The following is a 15,948-nucleotide window of genomic DNA, read 5'->3' as shown; positions in this document are numbered from 1 at the left end:
ATCAGTCTGTGGTGTGCGTTAGCTCGTGTTTTTTCACCGCATTCTTGCGCTAACTTTATGATCTGGCAGACAACATGGGAGAGACATCATGTGGCAGGCAATCAGTCGTCTTTTGAGCGAGCAGTTAGGTGAAGGCGAAATCGAACTGCGTAATGAACTGCCTGGCGGGGAAGTCCATGCCGCATGGCATTTGCGCTATGCTGGACGTGATTTTTTCGTCAAATGTGATGAAAGGGACCTGCTTTCCGGTTTTACCGCCGAAGCCGATCAACTGGAATTATTATCACGCAGTAAAACCGTTACTGTGCCCAGAGTCTGGGCTGTTGGCGCTGACCGGGACTACAGTTTTTTGGTGATGGACTATCTCCCGCCTCGCCCGTTGGATGCACATAACGCATTTATTTTAGGGCAGCAAGTTGCGCGCCTGCATCAATGGAGTGATCAGCCACAATTTGGCCTCGATTTCGATAACGCACTTTCGACTACTCCACAACCCAATACCTGGCAACGTCGCTGGGCAACGTTTTTTGCTGAACAACGTATTGGCTGGCAACTGGAACTGGCGGCAGAAAAAGGGATCGCCTTCGGCAATATCGACGCCATCGTCGAACACATTCAGCAACGTCTGGCCTCACATCAGCCGCAGCCGTCACTGTTACACGGTGATTTATGGTCCGGAAACTGTGCGCTGGGTCCGAATGGCCCGTACATCTTCGATCCCGCTTGTTACTGGGGCGACAGAGAGTGCGATCTGGCGATGTTGCCGCTGCACACTGAACAACCGCCGCAAATCTATGACGGCTATCAGTCAGTTTCACCGCTACCGGCAGATTTCCTCGAACGTCAACCAATTTACCAGCTCTACACGTTACTTAATCGTGCAAGGTTGTTTGGCGGGCAGCATTTGGTTATTGCTCAGCAGTCACTGGATAGATTATTAGCGGCATGATGTGAGTTGATGATAATGGCCGCTTCGCGCGGCCTTTTGATTAAATAAACCCAAGCAGAGAAAAAAACACATACCCAGCAGCAATACAAATGACCGGCAAGATATAGAGTGAAAAAAACTGCAAGAAAATGGTATGGTGCGGAACAACAATGCGTGACTCAATCTGTTCACGCGTTAACCCCTCGTCTCCTTTAGCCTTCTCCAGAATGAGTTGATCCTCAACACCTTCACGTAAGAAACGCGCCTGGCGGCTCATACGGGCACCGGAATCTTGCAACGCAAGTCCAACAAATATCAGGATGAAAATCACCCAGAACATAATATTCACACCGCCATTAAAATTGGGCGTCGGTGAGTTGTACCAGAACAGATTCAAAAAAGGCGTATTCGCCTGCATCATATCGATCATGACATGGGTAAAGTCGAGCATGACCGCATTAATGCCTTCCTGATTTTCCTGCCGGGTATTCATAAATTTCAGCAAAGAAATCAGCGTAGAGATCAGTGCGGGTATAAAAATCACCCAACCGAAAATCCTTTTCAAAACAGCAATGCGTCCAGCTTGTTGATACGTCATGAGTTCTCCTTGATTAAGACGCGTCGATTCACTTAGTTTACCTGTAGATATCTGTTTTCGCCCATTCTTTAAAGGCGATATGATAGGCGCTTAATCATAAGCACTGCTTAATACCTTACACTTAATGCTCTAAAGGAGAGGTTGTAATGTCAACCCCGCGACAGATTCTTGCTGCAATTTTCGATATGGATGGATTACTTATCGACTCTGAACCTTTATGGGATCGAGCCGAACTGGATGTGATGGCAAGCCTGGGGGTGGACATCTCCCGTCGTAACGAGCTACCGGACACCTTAGGTTTACGCATCGATATGGTGGTTGATCTGTGGTACGCCCGGCAACCGTGGCGTGGGCCGGGTCGTCAGGAAGTGGTAGAACGGGTTATTGCTCGTGCCATTTCACTGGTTGAAGAGACTCGGCCATTACTGCCTGGTGTGCGTGAGGCCGTTGCGCTGTGCAAAGAACACGGTTTATTGGTTGGCCTGGCCTCTGCGTCGCCGTTACATATGCTGGAAAAAGTGCTGACCATGTTTGACTTACGTGACAGTTTCGATGCCCTCGCCTCCGCAGAAAAACTGCCTTACAGCAAACCGCACCCGCAAGTGTATCTCGACTGCGCAGCAAAGCTGGGTATTGATCCGCTGGCCTGCGTGGCGCTGGAAGATTCTGTAACCGGTATGATCGCCTCTAAAGCAGCCCGTATGCGTTCCATCGTCGTTCCTGCGCCAGAAGCGCAAAATGATCCACGTTTTGTGTTGGCAAACGTGAAGCTTTCATCTCTCACCGAACTCACCGCGGAAGACCTCCTCGGCTAATAAAAATCGGGCAGTGTCATCACTGCCCCTGGTTTTTTATCTGAATTTTTATTCAACTGGCGGATTTATCATCATTTTGTGATAAAGAGTTACACCGTCACCACTTCCGCGCACTGTATAAAAATCCTATACTGTACGTATCGACAGTTTAGTGAGTTTTATCATGACGGCGGAAGGTCACCTTCTTTTTTCTATTGCTTGCGCGGTATTTGCCAAAAATGCCGAACTAACGCCCGTGCTGGCACAGGGTGACTGGTGGCATATTGTCCCTTCCGCAATCTTAACGTGTCTGTTACCGGACATCGACCACCCAAAATCGTTTCTTGGGCAGCGATTAAAGTGGATATCAAAACCCATTGCCCGGGCATTTGGACACCGTGGATTTACCCACAGTCTGCTGGCGGTCTTTGCGTTGCTGGCGACCTTTTATCTTAAAGTTCCGGAAAGCTGGTTTATTCCGGCTGATGCTTTGCAAGGTATGGTGCTGGGTTATTTGAGCCATATCCTTGCCGATATGCTGACACCGGCTGGCGTTCCCCTCCTCTGGCCATGTCGCTGGCGCTTCCGCCTGCCAATTCTGGTGCCACAAAAGGGCAATCAACTGGAACGTTTTCTCTGCATGGCATTATTTGTCTGGTCGGTGTGGATGCCCCATTCATTGCCCGAAAACAGTGCCGTGCGTTGGTCATCGGAAATGATCAATACCTTGCAGATCCAGTTTCATCGCCTTATTAAGCATCAGGTTGAATATTAAAGCGGCAAAAACCGTCTTTCTGGAATAAGCAATTCCATTTGAATATAAGAGCCAGCTCACAGTTCTGTTAATCTTGCGACAACACTATGACTGTTACACAGTGATAGAAATAATAAGATCAGGAGAACGGGGATGAACTTTCCATTAATTGCGAACATCGTGGTGTTCGTTGTGCTGCTGTTTGCGTTGGCCCAGACTCACCACAAACAGTGGAGTCTGGCAAAAAAAGTGCTGGTGGGTCTGGTGATGGGCGTGGTCTTTGGCCTTGCTCTGCACACCATTTATGGTTCTGACAGCCAGGTACTTAAAGATTCTGTACAGTGGTTTAACATTGTCGGTAACGGCTATGTTCAGCTACTGCAAATGATCGTCATGCCGTTAGTATTCGCCTCTATTCTGAGCGCAGTTGCTCGCCTGCATAACGCATCTCAGTTAGGCAAAATCAGTTTTCTGACCATCGGTACGCTGCTGTTTACCACGCTGATTGCGGCGCTGGTCGGTGTGCTGGTGACCAACCTGTTTGGTCTGACTGCTGAAGGTCTGGTTCAGGGTGGCGCAGAGACGGCGCGTCTGAACGCTATCGAAAGCAACTATGTTGGTAAAGTTGCAGACTTAAGTGTTCCGCAACTCATTCTGTCCTTTATCCCGAAAAACCCGTTTGCCGATTTGACTGGTGCCAATCCGACGTCAATTATCAGCGTGGTAATTTTTGCCGCCTTCCTTGGTGTCGCCGCGCTAAAACTGCTGAAAGATGATGCGCCAAAAGGTGAACGCGTCTTAACCGCTATCGACACGCTGCAAAGCTGGGTGATGAAACTGGTTCGCCTGGTCATGCAATTGACCCCTTACGGCGTGCTTGCGCTGATGACCAAAGTCGTTGCCGGTTCCAATCTGCAAGACATCATTAAGCTGGGTAGCTTCGTTGTCGCGTCCTACCTGGGTCTTATCATTATGTTTGCGGTACATGGCATTCTGCTGGGTATTAACGGCGTAAGCCCGCTGAAATACTTCCGTAAAGTATGGCCAGTACTGACGTTTGCCTTCACCAGTCGCTCCAGCGCCGCGTCTATTCCGCTGAACGTAGAAGCGCAAACGCGTCGTCTGGGTGTTCCTGAATCCATTGCCAGTTTCGCCGCTTCTTTCGGTGCGACCATTGGTCAGAACGGCTGTGCTGGTTTGTATCCGGCAATGCTGGCGGTGATGGTTGCGCCTACAGTTGGCATTAACCCACTGGATCCAGTGTGGATTGCGACACTCGTCGGTATCGTCACGGTGAGTTCAGCAGGTGTTGCAGGTGTTGGTGGTGGTGCGACATTCGCCGCGTTGATTGTTCTGCCAGCAATGGGCTTACCGGTAACGCTGGTGGCTCTGCTAATCTCCGTTGAACCGCTTATCGATATGGGCCGAACTGCATTGAACGTTAGCGGCTCAATGACCGCAGGTACGCTGACCAGCCAGTGGCTGAAGCAAACCGATAAGTCCATTCTGGACAGCGAAGACGACGCCGAGCTGGCACACCGTTAATCCTGGTTTATAACGCAAAACGCCTGTCATCCGACAGGCGTTTATTTATTCTTCGATCTCATTTTCTTGCCGCACCTGATTTGCCCAACGCTGGGCCGACTCCGGTACGCTAAACGCCGGTGAGCGCAGGAATGATTCCCCCACCAGGACAAACGCCACATACTTGCCGCGCAGTATCCAGACATCACGAAACGAATCCATTTTAACCGCATGTTCTGGCGGCGCGGGTTCTGTGCGCGGAACATAGCTAATAATCGGGCGGTTTTGCTGACGTAGCGGTTTCTTCATTACTGGCTTCACTAAACGCATATTAAAAATCAGAAAAACTGTAGTTTAGCCGATTTAGCCCCCGTCCGTCCTGCTTTGCGTACATTCCCAAAAACCTTCTCTGGCACCACTTCCAGAGCGAGATCCCCCTGGTGGTCTATAGTTAGAAGGTTTTTTGACCAAAACAGCGGCCCTTTCAGCAATGAAATAAGGAGACGAGTTCAATGTCGCAACATAACGAAAAGAACCCACATCAGCACCAGTCCCCCCTGCACGATTCGAGCGAAGCGAAACCCGGGATGGACTCACTGGCACCTGAGGACGGCTCTCATCGTCCAGCGGCTGAACCGACCCCGCCTGGTGCGCAACCTACTGCGCCAGGTAGCCTGAAAGCGCCGGATACGCGTAATGAAAAAATAAATTCCCTGGAAGATGTGCGTAAAGGTAGCGAGAATTATGCACTGACCACCAATCAGGGCGTACGCATAGCCGACGATCAAAACTCCCTGCGTGCCGGTAGCCGTGGGCCTACGCTGCTGGAAGATTTTATTCTGCGTGAGAAAATCACTCACTTTGACCACGAACGCATCCCGGAGCGTATTGTTCACGCACGCGGTTCTGCTGCTCACGGCTATTTCCAGCCGTATAAAAACTTGAGCGACATCACCAAAGCCGATTTTCTGTCTGATCCGAACAAAATCACTCCGGTATTTGTGCGCTTCTCTACCGTTCAGGGAGGCGCTGGCTCGGCAGATACCGTGCGTGATATCCGTGGTTTCGCCACCAAGTTCTATACCGAAGAAGGTATTTTTGATCTCGTTGGCAACAACACGCCGATCTTCTTTATTCAGGATGCACACAAATTCCCCGATTTTGTTCATGCGGTAAAACCGGAGCCGCACTGGGCGATCCCACAGGGAGGCAGCGCCCACGACACTTTCTGGGATTATGTTTCCCTGCAACCTGAAACCCTGCATAACGTAATGTGGGCGATGTCAGACCGTGGGCTCCCCCGCAGTTATCGCACAATGGAAGGCTTCGGCATTCACACCTTCCGCCTGATTAACGCCGAAGGTAAAGCAACCTTTGTGCGTTTCCACTGGAAACCACTGGCAGGTAAAGCCTCGCTGGTATGGGATGAGGCGCAGAAACTGACGGGGCGAGACCCGGACTTCCACCGTCGCGAACTGTGGGAAGCGATTGAAGCGGGCGACTTCCCGGAATATGAACTTGGCTTCCAGTTGATTGCGGAAGAGGATGAATTCAAATTCGACTTCGACCTGCTTGACCCAACAAAACTTATCCCGGAAGAGTTAGTCCCCGTTCAGCGCATCGGTAAAATGGTGCTCAATCGTAACCCGGATAACTTTTTTGCCGAAAATGAACAAGTGGCTTTCCATCCTGGACACATTGTCCCCGGTCTGGATTTCACCAACGATCCGCTGTTGCAGGGGCGTTTGTTCTCCTACACCGACACACAAATCAGCCGTCTTGGCGGGCCGAATTTCCATGAAATTCCAATTAACCGCCCCACCTGCCCGTACCACAATTACCAGCGTGACGGCATGCATCGGATGGGAATCGACACTAACCCAGCAAACTACGAACCGAATTCGATCAACGATAACTGGCCGCGAGAAACACCGCCGGGGCCGAAACGCGGAGGTTTTGAATCCTATCAGGAGCGCGTAGAAGGCAATAAGGTGCGCGAGCGTAGCCCATCGTTTGGCGAATATTATTCCCATCCGCGCCTGTTCTGGTTAAGCCAGACACCATTCGAACAGCGCCATATTATCGATGCTTTCAGCTTTGAGTTGAGTAAAGTTGTACGCCCATATATTCGTGAGCGCGTTGTTGACCAGCTAGCGCATATCGATCTCAACCTGGCGCAAGCGGTAGCAAAAAATCTCGGTATCGCACTGACAGACGACCAACTGAACATTACGCCACCACCGGACGTGAACGGGCTGAAAAAAGATCCTGCGTTAAGTCTGTATGCCATTCCGGATGGGGATGTGAAAGGCCGTGTGGTCGCGATTTTGCTTAATGATGAGGTGAGATCGGCAGACCTTCTGGAAATGCTCAAGGCACTGAAAGCTAAAGGCGTTCATGCCAAACTGCTTTATTCACGGATGGGAGAAGTGACAGCAGATGACGGTACAGTATTGCCAATAGCCGCTACCTTTGCTGGAGCCCCCTCACTGACGGTTGATGCGGTTATTGTCCCATGCGGCAATATCGCGGATATCGCAGACAACGGCGACGCAAACTACTACCTGATGGAAGCCTATAAACACCTTAAACCGATAGCCCTGACGGGAGATGCACGCAAGTTCAAGGCAACAATCAAGGTCGATGACCAGGGTGAAGAAGGGATTGTTGAAGCCGACAGAGCTGACGGCAATTTTATGAATGAGTTACTGACTCTGATAGCGGCGCACCGCGTCTGGTCACGTATCCCTAAGATTGACAAAATCCCTGCCTGAATATAGGCGGCGCAGTTGCGCCGCCTTTGCCTGATGCGCTGCGCTTATCAGGTCTAGCGTAATAATTCATAATATATTGAAATTGCGACACTTTGCTGGCCGGATAAGGTATTTACGCTACATCCGGCAAAACAACATTACCTACACATCAAGATAACTACCCAACCGATAACCTCGCTCGGCAATGGCATACTTCAACGATGCTGATGTCAACACTTCCAGCTCCGTTAACCGTGGAAAACAGTAAGCACTCTGGCGAATCGTATTATCAATAAACGCCGGATGGCACATCACTTCCAGCGAGCGCTCACCGCGATGACTGGAATCATCCACCGCTTGCAGGAACAGGGACTCGCTGATCTCTTCACCATAGAATGCGCTACTGAAGCCCTGCGAACTGCGCAATTTAGCCGGTAAATCACTATCGTTAAATACTGGCTGACGATCGATGCGCAACGCAATCCCCTCTTCAGCGGCAAACCTGGCCACAATCGGGAAAATCTGCGGAAACATATGCACATGATGATGACTATCAAGATGGGTAGGTTTGCGCCCAAACAGCTCAATGAAACGCAGATACTGGCTGGCAAGTTCCTGAGCAATTTCCTCCAGTGGTAAAGCATCTTCTTTTGCCAGTTGCCAGATCCATTTCCCCAACACGCCTTCGCGGGTTAAACCGGGCATTGCAGTTAGCGGCTTGCCCAGGGTGAGGACAAAATGCATCCCGACGGCCAGGCTCGGCTCATCACGACTCAACTGCACCGCATGGTCGATGGCTTCACCATTTACCAGCGCCGTCGTCGACGTGACAATCCCGTTGCGACAGGCCTCGATAATGCCGTAGTTCTGACCTTTACTTAAGCCAAAATCATCTGCATTAACAATCAGTAAGCGTTCCATAATCAGCCCCGGTTAATGTGCTTTTTTGAGATCTACAATACAGTCAGCAAAGTTTGGTAGCCACTTCTCGTGCGCCAGAATCATCTCACGTGCCAGCAACTCTGCGTCATGATCGGAATGCACCAACGGGCTAAGGTTTAGCGCCAGTAACACATCGTTAAATTCACCGCTAAGTGCTGCGTTGCTGGCGGCAATTTCAAAGCCTTTAATGGTGTGGATCAGCCCCATGACTTTGTCATCAAAATGGGTAATTCGCGGATGTGGCGTCGCGCCATTGCGACCCAGCGTACAGGTCATTTCTACCGCCCAGTCAGGCGGAATATTATCAATATGCCCATGATGCGGGATATTAATGTAATGTTCCGTTTGCTTGTCGTTGTAGATAGCGTTAATCACCTCGCACGCCGCGTCTGAGTAATAAGCCCCACCGCGCTGCTCCAGCTCTTTCGGTTTAACTTTCAGCTCCGGGTTTTTATACAGATCAAAGAGTTGTTTCTCGACTTTCTGCACTATCTGCGCACGCGCACCGCCTTTGTAGTATTCACCCATTTCAATCGCCAGCATCTCTTTTTGCTTGAAGTAATAAAGCAGATAAGAACATGGCAACAGATTCAGCGAACGAATTAAGCCTTCGCTAAACGGCAGATCGAAAATGTTTTTTACGCCAGACGCTTTTAACTGCCCGGATGCCACGCCGTCGAGCAATTCGGCAAAGCGCGATTTGCCATTTACCAGCACATCCTTAATAAACACCATATGGTTCAGGCCGAACAGATCGATAGATAAATCATCGCTCTCATTCAACGCTAAAACATCGCTGATAAACATTTTCATACCCACAGGAATATTACACACGCCGATAAAGCGTTTAAATCCAGTGTGACGATAAACCGCTTCAGTGACCATTCCCGCCGGGTTAGTAAAGTTGATAACCCACGCATTCGGACATAGTTCTTCAACATCGTTCACAATATCGAAAATCACCGGAATGGTGCGCAGACCTTTAAACAGGCCTCCCGCACCGTTGGTTTCCTGGCCAAGATAGCCATGACTTAACGGAATGCGTTCATCCAGTTCACGTGCCGGTAATTGACCTACGCGCAGTTGGGTAGTGACAAAATCAGCCCCTTTCAGCGCCTCACGACGATCAAGCGTTTTATAAAGCTTTATCGGTACGCCAGCGTTATCAATCATGCGCTGACAGAGTTCAAAAATAATATCCAGTTTCGCTTTACCACCTTCGACATCCACCAGCCATAATTCAGTAACCGGCAATTCGTGATAACGCTTAATAAACCCTTCCAGTAACTCCGGGGTATAACTACTCCCGCCACCAATAGTGACGATTTTTAATTTCTGGTTCATAATTTCTCCCTTCATCAGGAAATACTGATATTCTTCATGCCTGCCTCTGTGTCAGGAATATCCCGGTTTCCCCAGGATAAACAAGGCACGCATGTAAATTTAATGATCAGCGATAACAGCTACTGATTAAATTCAGTCAATTTCTTACGATAGCTATTTGGCGTAAAAGACGTTAGTTTCTTAAACGTTTTAATGAACAGACTTGGGCTACTATAACCAGCTTCAAATGCAATATCCGTCACAGAATAGTTGGTCATTTCCAGTTGTTTTTTGGCAAAGTTAATGCGGATTTCATTAATAATCTGCATCGACGTTTTGCCATAGTATCGCTGAGTCGCACGCGTCAAATACTCCTGCGATTTAGCCGATAACGTCACCATGTTTTCCAACGCATTTTCACTGAACTGCACTTTATCATGCATCTTTTCAACCGTATTTTTTAGCCACTGTGGCACATCATCAATCACCTGTTCTTCGCGGTAATGGCGTAAACGGTTAATGACATAAAAAGTGACTATCTCAACAAATTCTTCCAGCCCGGTTTCACTGAAATTCAATGAAGAAATTACCGTTTCCACATAAGTGAGAAAAGCATTATTAGTGCGGTAAACCTGTGAAGCAACAAAGCAATAAGGTAACAACGGTAAATAATGCTGTTCAAAAAAATGTTTACTGATCCCAACGTTCAATATGCGCGTGGCACCAAACGCATAAAAACTTTGATGGTGTGATCCTAACGGAATAAAAACAAAATCGCCCCGTTCCAGCAACACACGCTTGCCGTTAATCTCCTGGAAATAACGACCGGTTAAAACCAGGGTAAATTCATAATAGTCATGCTGATGCAACCCAGTAATACTTTCGGTTTTATTGTAGATAAACACATGGAAATTTTTGCCATTAAATAATTGCTGCTCACGGGCAGTGGCAATTTCCGGCGCGTTAATCACTGGCTGCATCATTGACTCCTTATGCTTTCAGTTTTTCATGAAGCTCAATTAATTCACTAATCAGTTCACGCGCGAGCATTGAAGTCATTAAATGATCCTGCGCGTGGACCAGCACCAGGCTAACTTTCATCTTTCCTTCGCCCTGATCGCCTTCAATCAGCTTCGTCTGTACCAGATGCGCTTCATTCAAGGCCATCCGCGATTGATCCATCATCGTTCTGGCGGCTGCAAAATCGCCCTGCTTCGCCTGCTTCAGCGCGGCATACGCCAGACTACGTGCCTGTCCGGAGTTGATGATAAGCCCCATCACCACTTCTTCCAGTTCTTCGGCTTCGGTTTGCGTGTCAGGAATGTTTTCGAGATCCATCATACATCGTTCCTCTCTATTCTTACCGGCACGAGTTGCCCGCGCCGGTGTCGATTAAAATTTCAGGGCGTTAGCAATATCTTCTTCACTCTCTTCTTTATCAATCACGTTCTGCGCTTTGTTCGCCACCACAACAAATGGCAGATAAATCAGCGTTGCGATACCAAGGTTGAAGAGTGCGACCAGCAATGCGGCGACGCTACCGTTAGTATTAAAGAAGGCTCCCAGACCGGTTGGCATGGTCCACGGCGCAATGTTGGTCACCGGCGGGATAATGCCCATGTAGTACGTCGCCAGGGTAATTGCCGCCAGAATTGGTTGCACCAGCACGAACGGGATAAACATTACCGGATTCATGATAATCGGCAGACCAAACAGAATCGGTTCGTTAATCTGGAAGATGCCTGACGGCAGTGCCAGTTTTGCCACCTGACGATAGTCAGCACGACGAGAAGCGATAAAAATGGCCAGGATAAGCCCCAGGGTCGCGCCGCTGCCGCCGAGGAAAATAAAGGAGTCCAGCATCGGCTTGGCCCAGATATGGAAAGTCTTACCGGCTGCCAGCGCCGCTTCGACGGAACCATATTGCTGGTAGGTGGCGATGTTTTCCAGCGCCCACGGCGTCATAATGCCGTTGTCCAGGGCGGTCAACGCCAGCGCGCCATGAATACCGAAGAACCAGAGCAGCGGAACAAAGATCACATAGGCCCAGCCAACCACGCTACCCAACGATGCCAGCGGCGTCGAAATGGTATCCATAATAATCTGGTGGAAGTTAGTGCCCCAGGTAGTCAGCGCCCAGGCAATAATCCCCATCATGGAAAGAATAATAAAGCCGGGAATTAATGCAGAGAAAGAACGCGATACCGATGTCGGTACGCTGTCGGGTAATTTAATGACCCAGTTGCGGCGGACAATAAAGGTAAACATTTCTGCTACCACCAGGCCGATAATAATCCCGGAGATAATATTCGCGCCGCCTAACCAGTTTGCGCCGACCGCATAGGCTTCACCGACGCTATAAGGAGTGACGGTCATAAATGCCGCAACGGATAACAATCCTGCCGCCAGTGCATCGACTTTACGCTCTTCTGCCAGCGCCATGCCGATAAAGAACGGTGTCATTAAAGACATAATCCCTAACGTTCCGTTATAAACGTTGCCGCCAATACCCTTCAGCCCATTGAGTGTTTCAATAGTTGAGGCATCAAGGCGAATACCTAACGAGTAAAAAAACGACCCCTCCCCAAAGCTCAGAAAAACGTTATTGATTAATACAAACATGGCCCCTGCGAGGGTTAACGGCATTAAGCGAATAAAGCCGTTTTTGATTGCATTAACGTGTGGCTGCTTTCCTATTTTGACTGCAAAAGGGAGGAGTACCTTTTCAAGCGATGCAATAACATTACTCATAGAAAAATACCCTTAAAAACCGCAATTAAAATATTGCGGTATAGATTTATGAAATAACTCTTTGACGGAAAATTTAAAAATTAATTTGCTGCGGCTTTTTTAATTGCTGCAACTGCAGCCTTAAGCACGCCTAAACCATCGACTTTGCCATATAACAGTGAGTCAATTACTTCAACCGGTTTGTTGGGTAACAAACGCTGGATTTCGGGCAACATATAAGCAATCTGCGGCCCCAATAACACGACATCGGCATTCTGACCTTTTTCACCAGCCAGTGTTTCCGGAAATGCTTCAATAATGACCGGAACTTCATATTTTTCTGCCTGAGCGCGCATTTTTGATACCAGTAAAGAGGTAGACATGCCCGCAGAACAAAACAGATAAATGTGTTTCTTTTCCATAAAACTGCCCTCATCAACGACTATCTGTCAGCCAGACACTCCGCAAGTCTTAACCTGCTTCCATGCTCTGGGTAACTTGCGAAACCAACATGACTTTTTTTGGTGGCTGAAAAGAGTATACGGTATTGACCTGAACGATAGTATTTCCTTGACCTCATAAATTGTCTCTCCTTGACCTGCCGTTATGACCTTCTTCACATTTCAGTTAAATAATTCGCGACAATAAATAAGAACAAGGGTCAAAAAAAAACCGGCGCAATGGCCGGTTTCTGTTGTAACTCAAGCTTTCTGGCGAAGAAATTACTTCGCTGCTTGTGGATCGGTGTCGTATTCGGCACAGGTCTGATAGCCGGAGTTGATGACATGTCCGGTATCATCTAACGCGACAAAATAGGTTTCTGCTTTACCATCACGTTGACCCAGGATATAGGTCTGGCAAGTACCACGAGCATGGATCATGCTCACTTCAGACGAAGGTTTACCCGCAATTTGTGCAACCTGCGCCCGGCTCATGCCTTTTTTGACGTCTTTCACCACAGGCTGTACAAACTGGTCTTTGGTACGATCATACGCCGTACAACCTGCCAGCATGGTTAATACCGCCGCTGCACCCAGAATTCCTGCCATATTCTTGTTCATATTTCGTCCTCTTGTTTATCAGCGTGTTAGATAAGCCTGGAATACATCGGGGGCTTTTTCAAGCCCGTGAACGAAACGGCTCCGCTTTCAGAGGATTCCTGTATGACGTTTTAACCGCCATTCAACTTGCTGTCGCTTGTCGTTTCTGTAGCAACGGGTTAGCTTTAAGGAAGTTTTATTTTTTGTCTGGAGGGGTTCAATGACATTGCAACAACAAATAATAAAGGCGCTGGGCGCAAAACCGCAGATTAATGCCGAAGAGGAAATTCGCCGCAGTATCGATTTTCTGAAAAGCTATCTGCAAACCTATCCGTTCATTAAATCACTGATACTTGGTATTAGTGGCGGTCAGGACTCCACGCTTGCCGGGAAACTGTGTCAGATGGCGATTAACGAACTTCGTCAGGAAACGGGCAACGAGGCACTGCAATTTATTGCAGTACGCCTGCCCTACGGTGTTCAGGCCGATGAACAGGATTGTCAGGATGCCATTGCCTTTATTCAACCGGATCGCGTATTAACCGTTAATATCAAGGGCGCGGTATTGGCCAGCGAACAGGCACTGCGCGAAGCGGGTATTGAATTAAGTGATTTCGTTCGTGGCAATGAAAAAGCACGTGAGCGGATGAAAGCACAATACAGCATTGCAGGCATGACCCACGGCGTCGTGGTGGGCACCGATCATGCGGCAGAAGCCATTACCGGATTCTTCACTAAATACGGTGACGGAGGCACTGACATTAACCCGCTATACCGTTTGAACAAGCGTCAGGGTAAACAATTACTGGCAGCGTTAGGTTGCCCGGAGCATCTCTATAAGAAAGCACCAACCGCCGATCTGGAAGATGATCGTCCGTCACTGCCGGATGAAGTCGCGCTTGGCGTCACTTATGACAACATTGATGACTATCTGGAAGGGAAAACCGTACCGGAACAGGTCGCCAGAACCATTGAGAATTGGTATCTGAAAACCGAGCATAAACGCCGCCCGCCCATTACCGTTTTTGATGATTTCTGGAAAAAATAACGCAGACATGCTGTGTCAGATATCACCAGTGTTATCGGGCGCAGCATTCTAATAATGAATCACTGAACTTGATCCGGTGAATAGCCTGCAAGCCAGCTAATTTCACTGAACAGCAGTTTGCCTTGCGGTTGTAAAAGCCGCAGGGTGTGCCTGCCATCGTACCAGCATGCGCCCTGGTCGGTAGTCAACAGCTTGTCGCCCAGTTGCCACGCTCCGCTAATAACAAACACCACCCCACCACGTGAGCCAAAAGTGGTGAACGTGCGATCGGCAATTCTGACTTTCGCCTTACAGGCATCAAGGCGCGTCATAATGTTGAAATCCAACGACATCTGCCCTTCGGTCAGTTTTGCTTTTACCACCTGGTCCGCCGCGAAGGCAAAAGGCTGTAACGGTTTTAAGGTATGGCTAAAATGGCCTGCGCTTTCAAGGAGCATCTCGCCACCTTCCAACAGCGTCACACTCCTTTCCATGCCCGGAAACAAAGAAAACTCACCATTTGCGGCAATGGAAGCAATGCTGGCGCGCCAGTAAAAATCACGTTTTGCCGGGGGAAAGCTACAGATTTCGCGAGTTTCACCGGCAGCGTTTCGCCACAGGTTCACCGACATTTTACGCATATCAAAGTATTCCATACTCGCTCCCGGCATGCTCTTTTCATTGTTATCGTTCAGGCAACCGGGGATTGTTATCGGCAACTCGGGTGATTTACCTTAGTGGTGATTAGGCTTTTTTTGCAAAAGTTGAGCAGCAGAAAAGAAAACCGCCGATCCTGTCCACCGCATTACAGCAAGGTAGTGGACAAGACCGGCGGTCTTAAGTTGTCAGGCTGAAAGATTATTCAGCAGTTGCAGGCATTTTACCCTTTGCCGCAGGGCGTTCTGTCAGACGCTTCTCAAAATTGGCATTAAATTGCTTTTTCTGCTCCGGCGTCAGGATGTTGTAAATCTTGTTCTGGGTTTCCAGGTGCGCCAGCATGTTAGCTTTGCGCTGCTCTTCCATTTTTGCGATCTGCGCTTCAGCTTTTGCTTTGTCGAAGGTATCGCTGGCAATAATGTCATGCATTGCGCGGCGTTCTTCCAGCGGCGGACGTTTCATCTGATCACGCTGACCTTTCATGATTTCGCGGATCTGCTGTTTCTGCGCGTCGGTCAGGTTCAGGTCTTTAAACATCATGTCGTGATGTGGACCAAATTTACCTTTATGGTGCATCATCGGCTTGGCGTCAGCCGGTGCTGCGGTAGTGGTATCAGCGGCATGGGCCAGGTTAGCCGCGCCAAAAGCCAGGGTAGAGGCAACAAACAGTGCAGTTAATTTACGCATATTCAATATCCTTCCTTTCAGTTATTTATTACGGCTTTCTTAAGTAACGTGCCGTGTTGACGAGATTAACTTTACTGACTTTAGCGTCAATTAATCAGAGCAACGGTAAATCAATGAAAGTGTAAAAAACACTTTTGCGCCAATTATGGAGAAAAAAAGAAAATTTGATGGAGAGTGATGAATAAATATTA

At 48.7% G+C, this 15,948-nt stretch carries 17 protein-coding genes; 6 read left to right on the top strand and 11 right to left on the bottom strand.

All coding sequences use genetic code 11. From position 1 onward, the window contains the following. The first annotated feature begins 88 nt into the window (after positions 1 to 88). On the top strand, positions 89 to 949 hold the full coding sequence (locus A1WG_RS02825) for a fructosamine kinase family protein (protein ID WP_001516310.1): 861 nt from the start codon (positions 89 to 91) through the stop codon (positions 947 to 949). Positions 950 to 989: 40 nt separating this feature from the next. Here the strand turns inward: A1WG_RS02825 and A1WG_RS02830 are convergent, their stop codons facing one another. Then, positions 990 to 1,526 (bottom strand): YniB family protein, encoded by a 537-nt coding sequence (locus A1WG_RS02830; RefSeq protein WP_000222161.1) that lies wholly within the window; start codon positions 1,524 to 1,526, stop codon positions 990 to 992. Positions 1,527 to 1,672: 146 nt separating this feature from the next. Here A1WG_RS02830 and hxpB point away from each other — a divergent pair, with 146 nt between their 5' ends. The 3 genes from hxpB (at position 1,673) to tcyP (ending at position 4,619) form a co-directional block, all read left to right on the top strand. Further along, positions 1,673 to 2,341, top strand: coding sequence for a hexitol phosphatase HxpB (gene hxpB / locus A1WG_RS02835; RefSeq protein WP_001516309.1), 669 nt, complete (start codon positions 1,673 to 1,675; stop codon positions 2,339 to 2,341). Between the two features lie 163 nt (positions 2,342 to 2,504). Continuing rightward, on the top strand, positions 2,505 to 3,095 hold the full coding sequence (locus tag A1WG_RS02840) for a metal-dependent hydrolase (protein ID WP_001516308.1): 591 nt from the start codon (positions 2,505 to 2,507) through the stop codon (positions 3,093 to 3,095). A 132-nt stretch (positions 3,096 to 3,227) separates the two neighbouring features. After that, on the top strand, positions 3,228 to 4,619 hold the full coding sequence (gene tcyP, locus A1WG_RS02845) for a cystine/sulfocysteine:cation symporter (protein WP_001516307.1): 1,392 nt from the start codon (positions 3,228 to 3,230) through the stop codon (positions 4,617 to 4,619). A gap of 45 nt (positions 4,620 to 4,664) precedes the next feature. Here the strand turns inward: tcyP and cedA are convergent, their stop codons facing one another. After that, positions 4,665 to 4,928 carry a cell division activator CedA gene (cedA, locus tag A1WG_RS02850; RefSeq protein ID WP_001241549.1) on the bottom strand — a complete coding sequence of 88 codons (264 nt, stop codon included), beginning with the start codon at positions 4,926 to 4,928 and terminating at the stop codon, positions 4,665 to 4,667. 182 nt (positions 4,929 to 5,110) lie between these two features. On the opposite strand from cedA, the gene katE reads away from it, so the two are divergent. Further along, positions 5,111 to 7,372, top strand: coding sequence for a catalase HPII (gene katE / locus A1WG_RS02855; RefSeq protein WP_001516306.1), 2,262 nt, complete (start codon positions 5,111 to 5,113; stop codon positions 7,370 to 7,372). A 141-nt stretch (positions 7,373 to 7,513) separates the two neighbouring features. Here katE and chbG read toward each other — a convergent pair whose 3' ends face one another. From chbG to osmE, 7 genes are all read right to left on the bottom strand, one after another. Next, the gene (chbG, locus tag A1WG_RS02860; protein WP_000440424.1) at positions 7,514 to 8,272 is read right to left on the bottom strand and encodes a chitin disaccharide deacetylase; all 759 of its coding nucleotides are present in this window, start codon (positions 8,270 to 8,272) and stop codon (positions 7,514 to 7,516) included. Between the two features lie 12 nt (positions 8,273 to 8,284). Next, positions 8,285 to 9,637, bottom strand: coding sequence for a 6-phospho-beta-glucosidase (celF, locus tag A1WG_RS02865; protein ID WP_001516305.1), 1,353 nt, complete (start codon positions 9,635 to 9,637; stop codon positions 8,285 to 8,287). Positions 9,638 to 9,756: 119 nt separating this feature from the next. Next, complete coding sequence (gene chbR, locus A1WG_RS02870; protein ID WP_077633348.1) at positions 9,757 to 10,599, bottom strand: transcriptional regulator ChbR; 843 nt, start codon at positions 10,597 to 10,599, stop codon at positions 9,757 to 9,759. A gap of 7 nt (positions 10,600 to 10,606) precedes the next feature. After that, on the bottom strand, positions 10,607 to 10,957 hold the full coding sequence (chbA, locus tag A1WG_RS02875) for a PTS N,N'-diacetylchitobiose transporter subunit IIA (protein WP_001516303.1): 351 nt from the start codon (positions 10,955 to 10,957) through the stop codon (positions 10,607 to 10,609). A 51-nt stretch (positions 10,958 to 11,008) separates the two neighbouring features. Further along, the gene (chbC, locus tag A1WG_RS02880) at positions 11,009 to 12,367 is read right to left on the bottom strand and encodes a PTS N,N'-diacetylchitobiose transporter subunit IIC (RefSeq protein ID WP_001516302.1); all 1,359 of its coding nucleotides are present in this window, start codon (positions 12,365 to 12,367) and stop codon (positions 11,009 to 11,011) included. Between the two features lie 80 nt (positions 12,368 to 12,447). Next, entirely contained in the window at positions 12,448 to 12,768 is a 321-nt protein-coding gene (gene chbB / locus A1WG_RS02885) for a PTS N,N'-diacetylchitobiose transporter subunit IIB (protein WP_000412169.1), read from the bottom strand. A 300-nt stretch (positions 12,769 to 13,068) separates the two neighbouring features. Beyond that, complete coding sequence (gene osmE / locus A1WG_RS02890; protein ID WP_001039038.1) at positions 13,069 to 13,407, bottom strand: osmotically-inducible lipoprotein OsmE; 339 nt, start codon at positions 13,405 to 13,407, stop codon at positions 13,069 to 13,071. Between the two features lie 199 nt (positions 13,408 to 13,606). Between osmE and nadE the strand changes: the two genes are divergently transcribed. Then, the gene (nadE, locus tag A1WG_RS02895; RefSeq protein WP_001516301.1) at positions 13,607 to 14,434 is read left to right on the top strand and encodes an ammonia-dependent NAD(+) synthetase; all 828 of its coding nucleotides are present in this window, start codon (positions 13,607 to 13,609) and stop codon (positions 14,432 to 14,434) included. 59 nt (positions 14,435 to 14,493) lie between these two features. Here nadE and ves read toward each other — a convergent pair whose 3' ends face one another. Beyond that, positions 14,494 to 15,069 (bottom strand): environmental stress-induced protein Ves, encoded by a 576-nt coding sequence (ves, locus tag A1WG_RS02900; RefSeq protein WP_001516300.1) that lies wholly within the window; start codon positions 15,067 to 15,069, stop codon positions 14,494 to 14,496. Between the two features lie 202 nt (positions 15,070 to 15,271). After that, the gene (gene spy / locus A1WG_RS02905; RefSeq protein ID WP_001228965.1) at positions 15,272 to 15,757 is read right to left on the bottom strand and encodes an ATP-independent periplasmic protein-refolding chaperone Spy; all 486 of its coding nucleotides are present in this window, start codon (positions 15,755 to 15,757) and stop codon (positions 15,272 to 15,274) included. Positions 15,758 to 15,948: the final 191 nt, after the last annotated feature.

Source organism: Escherichia sp. KTE96, assembly GCF_000408525.1.
In the GTDB taxonomy this organism is placed as follows: Bacteria; Pseudomonadota; Gammaproteobacteria; order Enterobacterales; family Enterobacteriaceae; genus Escherichia; species Escherichia marmotae.
This window is presented reverse-complemented; position numbering and strand designations above follow the sequence as displayed.